This is a genomic window from Flavobacterium kochi (assembly GCF_048286715.1).
Classification (GTDB): Bacteria; Bacteroidota; Bacteroidia; order Flavobacteriales; family Flavobacteriaceae; genus Flavobacterium.
Map to the genome: position 1 here is coordinate 1 of NZ_JBLVPW010000031.1, position 17,692 is coordinate 17,692.

Below are 17,692 nucleotides of genomic sequence, written 5' to 3' on the forward strand. Positions count from 1 at the left end.
ATGCAGTTAGCAAGATCCAGAGCAAGAGGTTATAGAAATCCCGAGAATTTTATAAAAATGGTGTATTATTTAGGAAATACCTAAAAAATGCAAATCCACTAATTTAGGCGAAGAACCGTAAAATTTGGTTTTGCTCCCCGTTATGGTGCTATGACCCGAAACGGAAATGGTGAAACCGTTGGTGGTATTGTCCTTATGCAAAAAGGCGAGAATGCTGTTAGCGTAATTACCCGGGTTAAAGAAAGAATAAAATCTATCGAAAAAGGGTTGCCGCAGGGAGTGAAAATTGACGTATTTGTGGACAGGACAAAGCTCATAGATAAAACTGTGAGTACCGTTAGTACGAACTTGTTTGAAGGTGCATTAATCGTTATTTTAGTATTGGTTTTATTTTTAGGAAGTGTAAGAGCAGGTTTAATTGTGGCTTCGGTAATTCCGTTGGCAATGCTGTTTGCAATAATTATTATGAATATGTTCGGATTAAGTGCCAACCTGATGAGCATGGGAGCTTTAGATTTTGGACTTATTGTAGACGGAGCGGTAATTGTTGTGGAAGCCACTTTACATATTTTTTCAAAGCAGTACAAAAGCACTATTCTTTCTCAAAGTCAAATGGACAATGAAGTAATTAAAAGTTCGTCAAAAATTATGAGTAGTGCCATTTTTGGGCAAATCATTATTTTAATCGTGTACATTCCTTTATTTGTTTTGAGTGGTGTCGAGGGCAAAATGTTTATGCCAATGGCACAAACCGTAAGTTTTGCAATCATAGGAGCATTACTGCTTTCACTTACTTATGTGCCTTGGGCAAGCAGTCTTTTTTTGAGTAAAAAAATTAGCGACAGACCCAATTTTACCGATCGATTTATAAACAAATTAAACCAATGCTATCACCCCCTTCTAACCCTTGCTTTAGCAAGAAAGTTCGCAGTGATTGGTGTTGCTATTTTCTTATTTGTATCGTCGTTATTCATTTTCAATTCATTGGGTGGTGAATTTATTCCCGAGTTAGACGAAGGCGATTTCGCGATGAATTACACTATCCGTCAGGGAAGCAGTTTGTCTCAAAGTATTGAAGTGGGTACACAATTGGAAAAATTGGCATTAACATTTCCAGAAGTAAAGGAAGTGGTTAGTAAAATTGGAAGCAGCGAAATACCAACTGACCCAATGCCGATTGAAAGTGCCGATCTTATAATCGTTATGAAAGACAAAAAAGAATGGACAACAGCTGATAACAAAGAAGAATTAGCCGAAAAAATGAATGAAAAATTAAGTATAATTCCAGGCTGTAACTTATCTTTTGAACAACCTATTCAAATGCGCTTCAATGAATTGATTGCAGGTGTAAAATCGGATATTGCCATAAAAATATTTGGGGATGATTTAGATAAACTTTTTTCTGAAGCCAACAGAGCGGTTCCAATAATTAATACAATTGAGGGTTTAACGGATATTAAAGTGGAACAAGTTTCGGGAATGCCACAATTGGTAGTGCACTACAACAGAAATAAAATTGCGCAATATGGTTTGAATATTGCCGAAATAAACCGGATTTTAAACACGGCTTATGCAGGTGGAACGACAGGTGTGGTCTATGAAGGAGAACGGAAATTTGATTTGGTGGTTCGAATTCCTAAAGATGGGAACACCGACATTGACGCCCTAAAATCATTATTAATTCCAACCCCCAATGGAAATCAAATACCACTTAATGAAGTTGCAGAAATAACTTTCAAAACGGCACCTTCGCAGATAAGCCGTGAAGATGCGCAACGAAGGATCGTAATAGAAGCCAACGTCAGAGGTCGTGACGTAGAAAGTGTTGTGCTTGAAATACAACAAAAATTAGGGGCAAAACTAAAATTGCCTGACGGATATTTTATCAACTACGGGGGACAATTTCAAAACCTTCAAGAGGCAAAAGCGCGATTGCAATTAGCGGTTCCTGTTGCTTTGTTACTCATTTTCTTTTTACTCTTTTTATCTTTCCGCTCTTTGAAAGAAGCAACGATTATTTTTTCTGCAATTCCTCTAGCATCCATTGGCGGAATTATCGCTTTATGGGTTCGCGGTATGAATTTCAGCATATCGGCAGGAGTTGGTTTTATTGCACTTTTTGGAGTTGCGGTACTAAATGGAATTGTTTTAATCAGTTATTATAATACTTTAAAAGATGAAGGAGAAGACAATTTACTGCAACGCATTTACAAAGGAAGCAGCGCCAGGTTACGGCCTATTTTGGCAACAGCAACCGTAGCTTCATTCGGATTTTTGCCTATGGCGTTATCAACCAGTGCAGGCGCTGAAGTTCAAAAACCCTTAGCGACTGTTGTTATTGGAGGTCTGATAACCTCTACGCTATTGACATTATTTGTTTTACCCGTTTTATATTATTTAGTGATGACACCCAAAAAAGTAAAAATAATTCCAAAAATAGCAGCAGTAGCAGTTTTCCTTTTTAGTTGTTTTTCTTTTAATGCAAATGCACAAAACTCCCCTTTGCAATTAAATGATGCGTTACAGTCCGCCTTAAAAAATTATCCAACAATTCAGCAGGCAATCTTGCAAACACAGCAACAACATACGTTAGTAAACACTGCCGGCGTTTTAGACCCTTTGAATACCAATAGTAATTTAGGGCAAATCAACAGCAGCGTTTTTGATTACACTATTGGTGTTGCGCAAGGCTTTAAATTGTCAAACAAAGCCGATAGAAATTTATTAAATCAAAATGTAGCTGTTGCAAAATCGTATGAAGCCGTTACAAAAAATGAGTTGATAAAAAACGTATCAAGCGCTTATTTTTTTTGGATTTACAATGTGCAGCAATATAATTTATTACTGGAAGCAGACACTATTTTTGTCGATTATGAAAAATATGCCGACAAAAAATTTCAAGTAGGTGAAACTAGTAAACTGGAGAAAATAAATGCCACATTGCAACGTAAAGAATTAAAAATACAATTGGCTCAAGCCAATACACAAGTAGCTAATTACGTAGCTGAACTACAAAAATGGACCCGAAGTGACGTGCAATTCCAGGCACCAAAAAAATACGAAGCCTTACCCGAAATCAATTGGAGCGATAGTACCTTAGTTAAAAATCATCCGGCATTACACTATTTACAACAGCAAATTATTGCCAAAGAATTGGCCATAAAATCCGAAAAAGCAAAAGCAAATCCGTCATTTAACCTGGGTGTAAATGCGCAAAGTTTAGACAAAGAAAATCCATTTTATTATGGAAGTATCGGTGTGAACATTCCTTTGTTTAAAAATGGGATAAAAGCAAGAACAGCGGTTGCCAGGATAGAAACCGAAATTGCTAAAAAAGAATTAGAAAAGTCGCAACAAGAATTAGCAACACTTTTTTTACAGCAATACCAACTGCAAAAACAATATTCAGATCAACTCAGTTATTACAAAACTGACGGTTTACCCATGGCGGCAATTATAGTAAATTCGGCACAACGCCTTTACAAATCAGGCGATATTGGATATATTGAATACACCCAAAATCTAAAAGATGCCAATAAAATAAAAACGGATTATCTGACTGCAATGAATAATTACAATCAGACTATAGTCAACATTCAATATGTATTAAACAAGTAAAATTTATCAGATGAAAAATAAATCAATCCTCATAACGCTACTATTTCTTGCAATTGTTTCCTGCAAAAATAAATCAGGCGAAAGCACACCAATAGAAACAACTAAAGAACTAACAGGTACTGAAAAAACTTTGGCTCAAGTACATTTTACCGATGCGCAAATAAAAGCCATTGGCTTACAACTGGGTGACTTTGAAAATAAAAATCTCACCACTGCAGTAAAGGTTAACGGAAAATTATCGTTGCCACCACAGCATAAGGCACAAGTAAGTATCCTGACGGGCGGAGTTGTAAAAAATATTTTTGTACAAGAAGGCGAATTTGTGAATGCCGGTAAAACTTTAGCAATTATCACCAATACTGATGTAATACAATTGCAACAAGAGTATTTAGAAAACAGTGCTAATCTTTCCTATTTAGAAAAAGAATACCAACGCCAAAAAGAGTTACGAGACGATAACATAAATGCCGGAAAAACCTACCAGCAAGCGCAGCGGGAATTACAAATTGCACAGGTAAAAAAACAAACGCTACGATCTAAATTGGCACAATTAGGTATTAATACGGGTAATTTGTCATCAAAAAATATTGCTTCAAGCATTGCTATTGCTGCACCAATAAGTGGATACATCCAACACATCAATTTAAGCATGGGTAAATTTGCCGATGCCAATGCAGTCCTTTTTGAAATAGTAGATAACCGGTATTTACATTTAGATCTAAAAGTTTTTGAAAAAGACATTCACAAAATAAAAGTAGGACAAAAAATAACTTTTAATGACGCAAACGATGTTTCACATTCGCACCCAGCCACAATATTTTCAATAAACAAAGCCTTTGAACCCAGCGAACAAGCCGTTTTAGTTCACGCCAAAATAAACGAAATTACGGAAACCCTTTTACCTGGAATGTATGTTGAAGCAAGAATAAAAATTGACAACATACAAACCAAAGCACTGCCGTCAGAAGCAATAGTAAACAATGGTAACGATCATTTTATATTTGTTTCAACTGCCAGGAATACCTTTCAGCAAATAAAAGTAAACACTGGTGCAACTGATATAGGCTATACTGAAGTAAAAGTGATTGATGAAATTGATCCCAATGCAAAAGTGGTGATTAAAGGAGCCTACTATCTTTTATCGGAGCTAACCAAAGGAAGCGGAGAAGAAGAATAGAAAATAAGGTAAATTGAAGACCATTAAAAGTACGGCTATTCTAAAATTGTCCCGACAGTGTCCCCCCCCCCGCAAATCTTGTTTTTTTATCTCAAACGATAAAAAAAACAACCTAACAACCAACAAATCACAACCATAACTTAATTTAATGCTTTATAATTAATAAATTTACATGCTGTTTTCACCTTAGATTAATCACTAAATGATCTTGCAATGGTGCTGGATAAATACAATAAGCAACGTAATTTTAATTTCACCGCGGAACCCAAAGGAGCAGTCGAAAATTCACAAAATGAATTGATTTTTGTTGTTCAGAAACATGCTGCATCCCATTTGCATTATGATTTTCGTTTAGAATTAAAGGGTGTTTTAAAAAGTTGGGCAATACCGAAAGGCCCCTCCATGAATCCGGACGACAAACGACTTGCCATTATGGTAGAGGACCATCCGTATACTTATAAGGATTTTGAAGGTATTATTCCAGAAGGAAATTATGGAGCCGGGACTGTTATCGTTTGGGATAACGGGACCTATACTTTACCGGAAGCACAATCAAAAACAGCTACTGAAAATAAATTAAAAACAGATTTACTCAAGGGACACCTTAGTTTTATCCTGAAAGGAAAAAAATTAAAAGGCGAATTTTCATTGGTTAAATTGAACAGCGAGCAAGATAATTCCTGGCTTTTAATTAAAAAAAATGATCCGTATGCCACTACTGTCGACATTTTAAAAAAAGATAAATCAGTACTCTCAAATGCCACTTTAGAGGATTTAGAAAAAAAGCCGATTGATATTAAGACAAATGGCAGAGCAGCATTTATTAAACCAATGCTGGCACATACTATTGCAACCCCATTTGACAAAAAAAAATGGATTTTTGAAAAGAAATATGATGGTTACCGAACCATTGCCGTTATTAATCCGGATCAGGTCAATCTTTATAGCCGCAACCAGCTGTCCTTTACTAAAAATTTCAAGACAATTGCCGATGAATTAAAAAAAATAAATCATGTTGCAGTACTTGACGGCGAAATTGTCATTGAAGATGAAACGGGCCGATCGGATTTTCAATTGTTGCAGAATTATATTAAAACCGGAAAAGGAACGCTAAAGTATTATGTTTTCGATATTTTAAACCTGGATGGCAACGATACTTCAAATTTATCATTGGTGCAACGAAAAGAACTGGTCGAAATTTTGCTGCGTAACTTCCCGCTGCCAAACGTACTTTTTGCTCCACATATTGAAGAAAAAGGCGTTTTATTTTATGAACAGGCTACAAAAAAAAATTGGGAGGGCATCATCGCAAAAGCATCAGACAGCCTGTATCAATCGGGAAAAAGAAGCAATGAATGGCTTAAAATAAAAATTTCACAACAGGAAGAAGCGATCATTATTGGCCTAACGGAATCAAAAACTACCCGAAGTTATTTTGGAGCTCTTTTACTGGCTCAATACGATCATAACGAATTAAGGTACATTGGAAAATGTGGTACCGGTTTTAAAGAAGATACGTTAAAGGAACTGTACGACAAATTCAAACCTTATTTTACGGAGGAATCCCCGATAAAAGACAAAATACCATTGCATGATAAAATAAAATGGCTTAAACCAAAATTTGTCTGTCAGGTAAAATTCACCGAATGGACTCAGGATCATTATTTGCGCCATCCTGTTTTTCTGGGGTTGCGAATGGATAAAAAAGCGAAAGACGTTACTTTTTCATTTAATAAGTTAAGAAGATGATAGTACTTAAAATAAAAAAATACTGCCATGGCTATCAAAAATGAAAATGATTTTTATTTAAAAATGGGGAAAATAAGTTTGCACTTAACCAATCAAAACAAACTATTTTTTCCAGATGATGGGATTTCAAAAGGAGATCTGGTTAACTATTACAATTCTGTTTCAGCATTGATATTGCCCTATCTAATCGATCGCCCACAATCAATGAACCGGTTTCCGAACGGAATTAAGGGAGCAAGTTTTTATCAAAAAGATGTCGATCTTAAAAATATTCCATCATGGCTTAAAACTGAAAAAATTTATTCAAAATCGAATAATAAATACATCGATTATTTACTGTGCAATGACAAAGCGACCTTGCTGTACATGGCAAATTTGGGTTGTATTGAATTGAATCCCTGGAATTCCACAATCAGGAAAATGGACAACCCTGATTGGGCTGTAATCGATTTAGATCCTGCAAAAAACGATTTTAAAGAGGTTGTAAAAACAGCACTTACGGTAAAAGAAATAATGGACGAATTGGAATCAGAATGCTATTGCAAAACGTCAGGAGCAACGGGTCTGCATATTTATATTCCTTTAGGTGCCCAATATCATTACGATTCCGTTAAATTATTTTCTGAATTAATTGCAAATGAAGTCGTTAAGAGACTTCCTGAAATTACGAGTGTTACGCGGCCCCTTGGAAACAGAGGAAATAAAATTTATATTGATTTTTTACAAAACAGACAGGGTCAGACTTTGGCTTCGCCCTATTCTGTGAGACCCAGACCTGGGGCTACCGTCTCAACTCCTTTGGAATGGGGAGAAGTGAACGAAAAATTATCCCCTTCACAATTTACCATCAAAAATGTGCTGCAACGCTTTGACAAAAAAGGAGATTTGTGGAAACCGGTACTGGGCAAAGGAGCCAATTTAGAAAATATTATAAAAATGATTTCTGAAAATCCATTGTCTTAAGACGATTTACTTTTTTTGTTTTCCAGACTTGCTTTCAGCATGGCCATTAAATCATCGCTCTGTTTGTGTACCACTTTCAGTTTAGGAGCGACTTGTTTTTTACCTTTTGCCTTATCTTTTATAATTTCTAAAAGTTTTGCAGTATAATTATCCTTGTAACTGGTAATATCAAATTTCTCGGTTAATTGCCCGACCAATTTTATGGCCATGTCCATTTCTTTTGTATTCATTTCAGAAAGCGGGGGTACTTTTAATTCTGCAGTATTTCTAATCTCTTCCTGAAATCGAATTCGGTTAAGCACGATAACATTTTTGTAAGATTTTAAAATGACCAGGCTCTCTTTATTTCTTAAAACAATAGAGCCTACGCCTACTTTCCCCGAAGCCTGTAATGCATCCCGAAGTAATGCATATGCTTTCGTAGCTCCTTTATCCGGTTCCAGATAATAAGGCTGTTCATAATAAATAGTGTCAATTTCACCTTCATCAACAAAATTCATTATTTCAATAGTTTTGGTTTTTTCGGCCTCGGCGGCTTCAAAATCCGAATCTTCAACCACCACATACTGATCATCCAGTTTATATCCTTTCACTATATCAGCATAAGTAACTTCTTTGCCTGTATTTTCATTAACACGCTTAAATTTAATGTTAGAATAATCATTCTTATCGAGCATATTCATTTCAATACTGCTGTCCTTAACTGCTGAAAATACTTTAACCGGTATGTTGATCAGTCCAAAAGTGATTGAACCTGCCCAAAGTGATTTTGTTCTGGTTTCCATAAAATTTTTAATTTAATAATGCTGTACCATTGGACATTGAAATTATTATTTAAGAGGAATGCCCCATTTAAAATCGAACCGATTTATATTCCTTTTTAAAACAGGGTTTTGCAACCACAATCTGCCATAGATTTAACCTTCTGGAACGGAAGGACGCTGCCGATATAGCCAGATAAAAATTCCACATTCGGTAGAACGTCTCATCATATTCCTTTTTTAAACAATCACTGGATTTTTTAAAATTTTCTTGCCAGGCCTTTAAAGTATAGTAATAATGCAAACCAATGTTATGCAAATCCTCCAGTAAAAGCTTCTCTTCCATTGCTTTTCCGATTTGGGTCAAGGAAGGAATTAATCCACTGGGGAAAATATATTTATGAATCCAGGGATCCGTATTCAAATCCGTTTTGTTGCCTGCAATAAAATGCAGCAGACAAAGGCCATTATCCGTTAGATTTTTATTAATAATTTTCATAAATCTATCGTAATTCTTATATCCAACGTGTTCTAACATTCCGATCGATACAATGCGATCAAATTTTTCATCAATATCTCTATAATCCTGAAAACGAATTTCAACATTCAAACCTTTGCAACGTTCAATGGCCACTTTTTGTTGCGCTGCAGAAATTGTTATACCAACAACGTTCACTTTGTAATTTTTTGCGGCATAGTAGGCAAATCCACCCCATCCACAACCTATGTCCAAGACCTTTTGACCCGGTTTTAAGTGCAATTTCTCACAAATCAATCTTATTTTTTGTTCTTGCGCTTCACTTAAGGTTGACACCCCTTCCCAATAGCCACAGGAATACATCATTAAAGGATCAAGCATATTTTCATACAACACGTTACCAATGTCATAATGATGCGCGATGGATTGCAGTGCTTTCGATTTAGTCTGAAGGTTAAAAATTTTTGCTTTAAATACTAACAAAAAAAATTTCCAGTTATTTTGTACTTTTTTTTCTATTCCGTTGGTAAATATTTTATTAAAAAAACTATCCAGGTCTTCACAATCCCACCAACCCTCCATATAACTTTCCCCCATGCCAAGCGATCCCTGGCTCAAAACACGCTGATAAAATCGTGAATTATGAACCTGTATGTCATAGGGCTGCTCGCCATTGATAGTAATTCCAGTCTCTGAAATTAATTCTTCTACAGCTACTTTATATTTGTTCATTTTAATTTACTTATTTGTACCGTTGTTGGGTTTAATCAGTTTCTAAAACAAGTGCGTCTAAATCATATAAAATACTGAAATTCAATATATTAAATTTACAAAAAAAATAACATCTATATAAAATATAACAAAAAAAATATTTAAGTGTTTTAGAAATGACAGCCTTCGCGGCATAAAAACAAAAATTATAACTAAGGTGCCATCACCATGGTAAATTATATGCCATCTATGACTTCTGTCCAACGTTTTTTTGGGGAAGCATTACAAAAGCGGCTTCATCGATACAATTAAGGATTCCGGAAGTTATTGAAGACGCAAGCTGCAGTATCCCGAGTATTTTCTCAGATTTTGGGATTAAATTCAGATTTATTCTCCTTTTTTTAGTCCATTTATCCTATTTGGCTTCCATTAATTTAAAAGTAAACAGTAAATTTATAAAATCTTTATTTCTCTAAATAAAACAGCCATTGAACAAAAATACTGCTTACTTCATTTCTTTTTTACTGTTATATATTGGTGGTACACCTATTTTTGGTCAGGTGCAAAAAGACACTACCGCACTTTCTGAAATTATTCTTCAGGCATCACCTATCAGGACTTCGATTCAAAATAGTGCCGCCTCGGTATCCTTTATCCCGAGAAAGGATCTCGACAAAATGGACGGTGTGATACTTACCTCCGTTTTAAATAAAATTCCCGGAGTTTATATGCAACAAGGAGCTTTGAATACCAATAGAATTACAATTCGGGGAATAGGTGCCCGATCCCAATATGGGACCACTAAAGTAAAAGCTTATTTTGAAAGCATTCCGCTGACAAGCGGCGAAGGCGAAACGGCAATTGAAGATATTGATTTGGAATCCATCGGAAGTATTGAAATAATTAAAGGGCCTAATTCCACCAGCTTTGGATCCGGATTAGGCGGTGTAATTCATTTGTTTGCGCGAGAAACTCCTTTACGGGAATCCTTTGGAAAATCGGCAACCACATTCGGCAGTTTTGACCTGGTAAAACAAAGTCTATCCGCAGGCTATGGCGACCTAAAATCAAATCTATTTTCCAGTTATACGGATTTGCAAAACGAGGGTTTTAGAGCCAATAGTTCCTATGACAGAAAATCGTTAAACCTACACGGAAAGCAAAAGCTAAACTCCAAAGGAAGCATGTCTTATTTAGGGATTTTCACCCGTTTAAAAGCTTTTATTCCCAGTTCACTCAATGAGAATGATTTCAGAAATCATCCTGAAAAAGCAGCAGGTACCTGGACCGCCGCCAAAGGAAATGAATCCTATGATAAATTTCTGATGGGCATTGGATACCAGTATCAATTTTCTAAAAAATGGTCTTCCAGGACTAGTGTTTTTGCCCATTTAAAAAAGGCAAATGAAGACAGGCCTTTTGATATTTTAAAAGAAAAAACAAACTCCCTGGGATTTCGCACCACATTAAATTACAAATCCAATTTATTTTCATTGCCCTTTGAGGCAAGTCTTGGAACCGAATTGCTATCCGAAAAATACAATTTTTCTCTTTTCAAAAATTTATACCTGTCTCAACCCGGACAGGGAAGTATTACCGGAGCTGAATTCAGTGCTATAAAACAGCACCGGAACTATAGCAATTATTTTTTACAAATAGAACTACAACTGTTGAAAGATTTGTATTTCGAAACTGGTCTGGCATTGAATACGACCCACTATTCTTTAGAGGATGTTTTTCAACTCAAAACGGTAAACCAGGAACCACCCTATTCTTTTGGAAATGTCTGGTCCCCCAGACTTGGGCTTTCTTATAAAATAGCCGAAGGTGCAACCGGCTATTGCTCCATTAGCAAAGGATTCTCAGTGCCCTCCGTTGCCGAAACACTCACTCTTGAAGGACAAATCAACACCAATTTAAAACCAGAAATGGGATGGAATTATGAATTGGGTTTCAAAGGGAATTGGCTGGGCAATAAATTATACACTGAACTGGCACTTTACAGTACACAAATCACCAACTTATTAGTTGCCAGACGAACGGCCGAGGACCAGTATGTCGGAATTAATGCCGGCGAGAGTTCACATGTTGGAATGGAATTTTCTGTAAATTACATGCTTATAAAAGCTTCCAAATGGCAAATTGCACCTTATTTTTCAGGAACTATTAACAATTTTAAATTCAAGGATTTTGTGGACGGCGCTGCGGATTATTCGGGTAATAAGCTAACTGGTGTACCTAAGGTACAATGGAATTTGGGCTTAGATATTAATACAGCGCGGGGTTTTAGTATCAATACTTCTTTTAGAAGTGTCGGTAAAATTCCAATGAATGATCAAAATTCAAAATATAGCGATGGATACCAGCTGTTGGATATTAAAGCAGCCTATACATTTACGATACAAAAATTCCTAAAAACAACGCTGAGTACTGGAATCAATAACGTAACGAACAGTCATTATGCCGCCAGCATTTTACCTAATGCAGTTGGCTTTGGAACTGCACCGCCCCGGTATTATTACCCAGGGAACCCTAGAAATTTTTATGGCGGAATTTCGGTTTCCTATGTTTTCTTATAGGAGGTCTTGAAAATCCATCCCTATGATTCCCGATTCATCAAGAAAGGTTTTGAGAAGATTCAAAATAACAAATAACCTCTGAAAAGCAATTTCCATATGAACATCCGTTGCAATGCCATTGCTTAAATTTTACGCTTCCTAGTATATTACAATGTTGAACTACGGTACCACAGGATTTAAAATTTTTAAAATAAATAGTACAAATCTGAAGTGTACAGCTATAGAATTTTGTTTCTTTGTTGCGCAACACAATTGCCTTAAACCTGAATTAAAGCCCCTAAATGCCAGACTATTTTCTAGATATCGAATACAACAATACCACTTATAGCGAAGAAGATGTCAATTTTAAGGAATTTGAGTGTTGTACTTTTACCAATTGTAATTTCTCTCAATGTATATTTTTGGCGGTCACCTTTATTGACTGCACTTTCAATGACTGTACTTTTAGCAAAGCAAAAATAAATTATGTAGCCTTTAGAACCGTAACTTTCAATCGCTGCGAAATTAAAGAGGTAAATTTCGCCATGTGTGACAAATTAATTTTCGAAATTGATTTTACAGACTGCATTTTGGATTTCTCAAAATTTTACACCTTAAAAATCAAAGGAACGTCGTTTACCAATTGCAGTTTAATTGCAGTAGATTTTATGGCCACAGATTTGACTGAAGTCATTTTTGAAAATTGCGATTTATACCGTTCTGAGTTTGCAAAGGCAGTTGCCAATAAAGCGAATTTCAAAACAAGTTATAATTACACCATTGACCCAAAAGTAACAAAGTTAAAAAAAGCGGTCTTTGCTTTAGAAGGACTTAAGGGATTGCTTTACAAACATGAAATTGTGGTTCAATAATTATTTCTCTATTAAAAACATTTCTTATGAACCGACAAAATGATAGGAGTCAGCCAGAATTCACAATACAAAATGCAAAATCCGGCGAATTTGACGAAATTGGAAAACTAATGGTCCAGGTCTATTCGCAACTGCAAGGGTTTCCAACTGCGATTGAGCAACCCAATTATTATAAAATGCTGGCTAATATCGGAACATTAACCGATAACCCGACAACAGAACTCCTAGTAGCCGTTACTGCTGAGAACAAAATAACGGGAGCTGTTGTTTATTTTAGTGACATGCAGTTTTATGGCTCTGGTGGAACAGCTACTAAAGAACAAAATGCTTCCGGATTTCGATTGTTAGCGGTAGATCCAGCAACCAGAGGAAAAGGTATCGGTAAACTTTTGATAAACGAATGCATCAGAAAAGCGAAAGATAGTAAGCACAATCAAATGATTATCCATTCTACAATGGCAATGCAAATCGCTTGGAAAATGTATGAAAATATGGGTTTCAGGAGAGCTGAAGATTTAGATTTCATGCAAGGGGAACTTCCTGTTTTTGGTTTTAGATTGCCCCTTTAACCGTCTATTACAAAAAAAGAATTGCTTTACAGACACAATTGTATTGCATGCGAATTACAACTTTTTTTGCATGATATAATCTTCCATCAAATAACCATTTCCAATTTCAGTATCATACTCGTCAACAATTTCAAAACCTATTTTTTGATAAAAGGCAAACGCTTTATTAAATTTATTTACATTTAAAGATATAAAATCTGAATGGTCTTCCCTTGCCAAATTTTCAACAGTATCGATCAACAACTTCCCCACTCCTTTGCCCTGCGCTTCTGGAAGCAAATAGATTTTGTGCAGGCGAGTTATCTTTTTGTTTAAATAATTATGCTCATAAGAAGCAAATCCAAGGCAAACAGACTCGTCAAAAGCTAATATAAAAAAATGCTTTTTATGGGTCATATTATCAATCAAAACATCTTTTGTATACCATAAATCAAGCATATAATGAATTTGATCTTGCGACAGTATGGTGCCATAGGTTTCGGGCCAGGATTTATAAGCAATCTCCTGAATTGTATTTAAGTCAGCTATTGAAGCTTCTTTTATTGTAACCATTGTCATTTATTTTATTGAAATTAAAGTAAATCAACTTTTGGAATAAAAATATAGAATTTAGCTCCCACATGGGGTTCTGCTTTTACTTTTATGAAACCTTTGTGATTCTCTACAATCCTATTGCAAATAGCCAAACCAAGGCCAGTTCCAGAGTACTTGGGGTCGGTTTCTAAACGTTTAAACAACAGAAATATTTTTTCGGAATATTCCTGTTTAAAACCAATTCCGTTATCTTCTACGGCAATTTTATAATAATCCTCCTTATTGATTATTTTATAATCAAGTACTTCTTTTTCAGTAATTTCTTTAGATGCAATGCTAATTTTAGGCGGCACCGCGTCTTTACTGTATTTAAGAGAATTCGAAATTAAATTTATAAAAAGCTGTTTCATCTGAAATGGTATTACTCTGATTGTTGGCAAATCTCCGATTTGAATCGTTGCTTTTTTCTCTTCAATAGTAGTGGACAAATCTTGCAGCGTTTCCTCTAAGACTTTGTTTAAATCCGTTTCGACAAAAACCTTATCTCCTTTTATAGTTCTGGAATAATCCACTAAATCTATTAATAAGGTCTGCATTCTGTTAGCTGTAACCCGAATTTTAGAAAAATATTCTTTTCCTTGCGAGCTAAGCAAATCCAATTCTTTTTCTTCCAGCCTGGAAATAAACATTTGAATCTTACGAAGCGGTTCCTGCAAATCATGACTTACAATATTATTAAAAGCTTCGAGCTCTTTATTGATGTATTTAAGTTCTTTATTATTTTCCTCTAATTCAAGTGTTTTTTTGTATTGATTTGTAATATCACAGTTTACCCCTATTTTGATCAAATTGCCATTTCCGTCATTTGTAAAACTGCCTACGCCTAAAATATATTTCACCTCCCCTTCCGGAGTTAAAAACCTAAATACCATAGAAGTAGACTGGTGACTGATTAAAGAATCCTTATGCACTTTCGACACATAATCTAAATCATCCGGATGAATGTATTTAATGGTATTTTTTATGTTGGGTTCGAAAGCATTAGGCTCCACCCCCATCAAACGGAACAAATTATCTGAAAAAGTATAGGTATTCGTTTCCAGATTAACCATCCAATGTCCAAAACCAGCGGTCATTTCAGCAGTATTATACGACTCGTTAATCAGTTTTAATTTATCATTGGCTTTTTTGAGTTCATCAATATCCACATTCATTTTATTGAACGATAACAACAATATTAAAAGAGAAAGGAGGACCAATAAAAAAGCAGTTATCATAGAGTCCCGCAATTCAAATTGATGGCTGTCATTTTGAAATTTTGTTTTTGCACTTTCTGAAAATATTATTTTAGTGACAAAAGATTTCATCATGTCGGTAACTTCACTGCTTTCAAGTAGCTTAGCGTTCAGGTACAAGGGACCTGAATTTTTACTTTTAGCAATAATTAACGTTTGTCGGAACAGCTTAAATCTGTAATCAATGATTTTCTTAAGCCGGTCAATATCCTTATTTCTGGTCGGATTATTTGAAGTCAACTTTTTTAATTTCTCTAAGTTTTCTTCAATTTTACCCCTGCTCAAAAACCGGTCTTCTAAATACGATTCGTCTTTTGTGATAATATAACTTCGTAAACTTGTTTCGTAATTACTGATTACAGATAACAGTTTTTCTAATTCCAGCTGCGTTTCATTAGAATTTGCAATTAATTCAACTGTTGAATCAAGCTTTTTCATTTGGGAATAAAACATCGAGGCTATATAGCAAACCACAACAATTGCAATAGCCAAAGCTATTTTAAACACTTGAGCGTTTTTATATAGTCCTAAAATTTTCATTGATGCTCCATTATATGCTAAAGAAAAAAGTTTCAATATTCAGTCCTGAAGTATGAAATTGCCAATTCATATTGACCACCTCTTTGATTACTTTTTTCAACATAGAAAAATCATTGGGCTTTTTGATGTAAATATTAGCGCCCTCTATAAAAGTGTCTTCAATATCTTTTTCTGATGAAGAAGTAGAATATATTGCAATAGAAACATCTTTAAAACGAATGTTCGCTCTGATTTCTTTCAGACAATCTATTCCGGTTTTGCCCGGCATATTTAAATCAAGAAATAAGACATGCGGCAACCTAATATCAGGATGTATTAAATAATCCATTAGATCTTTACCATCTTTAAACAGAGTCAACTTATTATTCATTTTAAGCTCCTGTATAGCTTCACTAAAAAAGGTGCGATCATCTTCGTCATCGTCAGCTAAAAGAATATGCATTGAATCTTGATGTGAAATCATAAAATATCGGGGTTATTTTGTGTTTTTTATTTATTCATTATTAGTTAACTCTCTTCTTTTACCTACAATTCTTTTAAACATGGAAGGTGTCAATCCTGTTACTTTTTTAAATTGAGTTGATAAATAAGCCACACTGCTATAATTCAGCTCGTGAGAAATCTCAGTCAAAGTAAGCTTCTCTTCAATTATTAATTTTTTTGCCCTTTCAATCTTTTGGATAATAATAAAATTCTCAATGGAGGTATGCGTATATTCAGAAAAAACATTCGTAATATATCCATATCTAAAATTCAGTTTATCCGATAGGTATTGAGAAATTGTAATGTTGGGAAATTTATCCTTTTCATAGACGATTTCAATTATTGCATCTTTAATTTTTTGAATTAATTGCCCTTTTGGGTTATCGATAATATGAATAGCATACTTCTTTAAACTATCCTGAAGAGCTGTAAAGCTATCTTCTGAAACATCATCGCCGATTTCAATTTGTCCTAAATCCAACAGTTGATATTTAATATCTAAATTTTCTAATTGATCTTGCAATATCGCCCTGCAGGCAATATTTCCATCATAATTAAAATTGAGCTTCATAGCAATAAACAGTTGTTACAGTTAAAAATAAACGCTAAAAGTAAATCAAAAATTATTAATCCGTAACAAATAATTTACTTTAAATATAAAACACTGCTTTCTTTAAAACGCAAAAAACATAAAAAGCTGATTCTTACTACTTTTAAATAAATCACCTGTGTTTTTTTGAAAATCAAAAATACTACAAATAAATTTATCCGTGAATCGTTTCACTTTTACCGTAATTTGTTATAACATTTTCTTCAAATTCAAGCCATTCTCTCCAACGTTTTTCGACATCAATTCCTACTCCATATTTTCGGGCATAGGTTATAAATGTCGTATAATGGCCCGCTTCACTTTCCATCAGATCCCTGTAAAAAACAGCCAATTCTTCATCCTGAATGTTTTCCGAAAGCACTTTGAACCGTTCACAACTTCTTGCTTCTATCATAGCTGAAAACAATAATCGTTCCACTAAAGCTGAAACCCTGCTTCCATCTCCACTTTTCTTCATATACAAATACAATTCGTTCACATAATGATCTTTTCGTTCGCGACCCAACTTCAGACCCCGTTTGATGATAATATTATGTACCTGCTCAAAATGATCGATTTCTTCTTTGGCCAAAGCCAATAAATCTTTCACTAAATCCTGGTGTTCTGAATTGTTAGTGATAATTGTAATGGCATTTGTAGCTGCTTTTTGTTCGCACCAGGCATGATCCGTCAAGATTTCTTCAATGTTTTTCGCTACGATGTTCACCCATCTCGGATCGGTCGGTAATTTTAATCTCAGTACAGACATAATTTTTAAATCAAAATATTAAAAGG

The 17,692-nt window shown here is 34.9% G+C and carries 14 protein-coding genes and 1 pseudogene; 8 read left to right on the top strand and 7 right to left on the bottom strand.

Translation table 11 applies throughout. The features are described from left to right. Window positions 1-126: 126 nt before the first annotated feature. The 5 genes and pseudogenes from ACNQGH_RS19180 to ligD (ACNQGH_RS19200) form a co-directional block, all read left to right on the top strand. Window positions 127-2,403 (top strand): annotated as a pseudogene (locus ACNQGH_RS19180) (efflux RND transporter permease subunit); the annotation flags it as partial. Further along, window positions 2,404-3,618 carry a TolC family protein gene (locus ACNQGH_RS19185; RefSeq protein ID WP_417957672.1) on the top strand — a complete coding sequence of 405 codons (1,215 nt, stop codon included), beginning with the start codon at window positions 2,404-2,406 and terminating at the stop codon, window positions 3,616-3,618. A 10-nt stretch (window positions 3,619-3,628) separates the two neighbouring features. After that, window positions 3,629-4,795 (top strand): efflux RND transporter periplasmic adaptor subunit, encoded by a 1,167-nt coding sequence (locus ACNQGH_RS19190; RefSeq protein WP_417957638.1) that lies wholly within the window; start codon window positions 3,629-3,631, stop codon window positions 4,793-4,795. A 213-nt stretch (window positions 4,796-5,008) separates the two neighbouring features. Then, complete coding sequence (ligD, locus tag ACNQGH_RS19195; RefSeq protein WP_417957639.1) at window positions 5,009-6,544, top strand: non-homologous end-joining DNA ligase; 1,536 nt, start codon at window positions 5,009-5,011, stop codon at window positions 6,542-6,544. A gap of 27 nt (window positions 6,545-6,571) precedes the next feature. After that, window positions 6,572-7,507 (top strand): non-homologous end-joining DNA ligase, encoded by a 936-nt coding sequence (gene ligD / locus ACNQGH_RS19200; RefSeq protein WP_417957640.1) that lies wholly within the window; start codon window positions 6,572-6,574, stop codon window positions 7,505-7,507. On the opposite strand, the gene ku is transcribed toward ligD (ACNQGH_RS19200), so the two are convergent. After that, entirely contained in the window at window positions 7,504-8,292 is a 789-nt protein-coding gene (ku, locus tag ACNQGH_RS19205; protein WP_417957641.1) for a non-homologous end joining protein Ku, read from the bottom strand. The two genes, ligD (ACNQGH_RS19200) and ku, sit on opposite strands and share 4 nt — an antisense overlap. A gap of 67 nt (window positions 8,293-8,359) precedes the next feature. Next, window positions 8,360-9,478 (bottom strand): cyclopropane fatty acyl phospholipid synthase, encoded by a 1,119-nt coding sequence (gene cfa / locus ACNQGH_RS19210; protein WP_417957642.1) that lies wholly within the window; start codon window positions 9,476-9,478, stop codon window positions 8,360-8,362. A gap of 467 nt (window positions 9,479-9,945) precedes the next feature. On the opposite strand from cfa, the gene ACNQGH_RS19215 reads away from it, so the two are divergent. The 3 genes from ACNQGH_RS19215 (at window position 9,946) to ACNQGH_RS19225 (ending at window position 13,456) form a co-directional block, all read left to right on the top strand. Beyond that, on the top strand, window positions 9,946-12,036 hold the full coding sequence (locus tag ACNQGH_RS19215; RefSeq protein ID WP_417957643.1) for a TonB-dependent receptor family protein: 2,091 nt from the start codon (window positions 9,946-9,948) through the stop codon (window positions 12,034-12,036). Window positions 12,037-12,317: 281 nt separating this feature from the next. After that, window positions 12,318-12,887, top strand: coding sequence for a pentapeptide repeat-containing protein (locus tag ACNQGH_RS19220; RefSeq protein ID WP_417957644.1), 570 nt, complete (start codon window positions 12,318-12,320; stop codon window positions 12,885-12,887). Between the two features lie 26 nt (window positions 12,888-12,913). Then, window positions 12,914-13,456: a GNAT family N-acetyltransferase gene (locus ACNQGH_RS19225; RefSeq protein WP_417957645.1), complete on the top strand. Its 543-nt coding sequence runs from the start codon at window positions 12,914-12,916 to the stop codon at window positions 13,454-13,456. Between the two features lie 54 nt (window positions 13,457-13,510). Here the strand turns inward: ACNQGH_RS19225 and ACNQGH_RS19230 are convergent, their stop codons facing one another. The 5 genes from ACNQGH_RS19230 to ACNQGH_RS19250 form a co-directional block, all read right to left on the bottom strand. Then, a complete protein-coding gene (locus tag ACNQGH_RS19230) occupies window positions 13,511-14,008 on the bottom strand; it encodes a GNAT family N-acetyltransferase (RefSeq protein WP_417957646.1) in 498 nt (165 codons plus the stop codon). Window positions 14,009-14,028: 20 nt separating this feature from the next. Beyond that, window positions 14,029-15,825 carry a CHASE3 domain-containing protein gene (locus ACNQGH_RS19235; RefSeq protein ID WP_417957647.1) on the bottom strand — a complete coding sequence of 599 codons (1,797 nt, stop codon included), beginning with the start codon at window positions 15,823-15,825 and terminating at the stop codon, window positions 14,029-14,031. Between the two features lie 10 nt (window positions 15,826-15,835). Beyond that, entirely contained in the window at window positions 15,836-16,288 is a 453-nt protein-coding gene (locus ACNQGH_RS19240; RefSeq protein WP_417957648.1) for a response regulator, read from the bottom strand. A 30-nt stretch (window positions 16,289-16,318) separates the two neighbouring features. Beyond that, window positions 16,319-16,879: a helix-turn-helix domain-containing protein gene (locus tag ACNQGH_RS19245; protein ID WP_417957649.1), complete on the bottom strand. Its 561-nt coding sequence runs from the start codon at window positions 16,877-16,879 to the stop codon at window positions 16,319-16,321. Between the two features lie 193 nt (window positions 16,880-17,072). Next, on the bottom strand, window positions 17,073-17,666 hold the full coding sequence (locus ACNQGH_RS19250; RefSeq protein ID WP_417957650.1) for a MiaE family protein: 594 nt from the start codon (window positions 17,664-17,666) through the stop codon (window positions 17,073-17,075). Window positions 17,667-17,692: the final 26 nt, after the last annotated feature.

What these genes read in the sequence shown, in the direction of transcription:
- ACNQGH_RS19240 (WP_417957648.1), bottom strand. Translation starts at nt 16,288, where the DNA reads ATGATTTCACATCAAGATTCAATGCATATTCTTTTAGCTGACGATGAC.
- ligD (WP_417957640.1), top strand. Translation starts at nt 6,572, where the DNA reads ATGGCTATCAAAAATGAAAATGATTTTTATTTAAAAATGGGGAAAATA.
- ku (WP_417957641.1), bottom strand. Translation starts at nt 8,292, where the DNA reads ATGGAAACCAGAACAAAATCACTTTGGGCAGGTTCAATCACTTTTGGA.
- ligD (WP_417957639.1), top strand. Translation starts at nt 5,009, where the DNA reads ATGGTGCTGGATAAATACAATAAGCAACGTAATTTTAATTTCACCGCG.
- ACNQGH_RS19235 (WP_417957647.1), bottom strand. Translation starts at nt 15,825, where the DNA reads ATGAAAATTTTAGGACTATATAAAAACGCTCAAGTGTTTAAAATAGCT.
- ACNQGH_RS19225 (WP_417957645.1), top strand. Translation starts at nt 12,914, where the DNA reads ATGAACCGACAAAATGATAGGAGTCAGCCAGAATTCACAATACAAAAT.
- ACNQGH_RS19190 (WP_417957638.1), top strand. Translation starts at nt 3,629, where the DNA reads ATGAAAAATAAATCAATCCTCATAACGCTACTATTTCTTGCAATTGTT.
- ACNQGH_RS19250 (WP_417957650.1), bottom strand. Translation starts at nt 17,666, where the DNA reads ATGTCTGTACTGAGATTAAAATTACCGACCGATCCGAGATGGGTGAAC.
- cfa (WP_417957642.1), bottom strand. Translation starts at nt 9,478, where the DNA reads ATGAACAAATATAAAGTAGCTGTAGAAGAATTAATTTCAGAGACTGGA.
- ACNQGH_RS19220 (WP_417957644.1), top strand. Translation starts at nt 12,318, where the DNA reads ATGCCAGACTATTTTCTAGATATCGAATACAACAATACCACTTATAGC.
- ACNQGH_RS19185 (WP_417957672.1), top strand. Translation starts at nt 2,404, where the DNA reads ATGACACCCAAAAAAGTAAAAATAATTCCAAAAATAGCAGCAGTAGCA.
- ACNQGH_RS19230 (WP_417957646.1), bottom strand. Translation starts at nt 14,008, where the DNA reads ATGGTTACAATAAAAGAAGCTTCAATAGCTGACTTAAATACAATTCAG.
- ACNQGH_RS19245 (WP_417957649.1), bottom strand. Translation starts at nt 16,879, where the DNA reads ATGAAGCTCAATTTTAATTATGATGGAAATATTGCCTGCAGGGCGATA.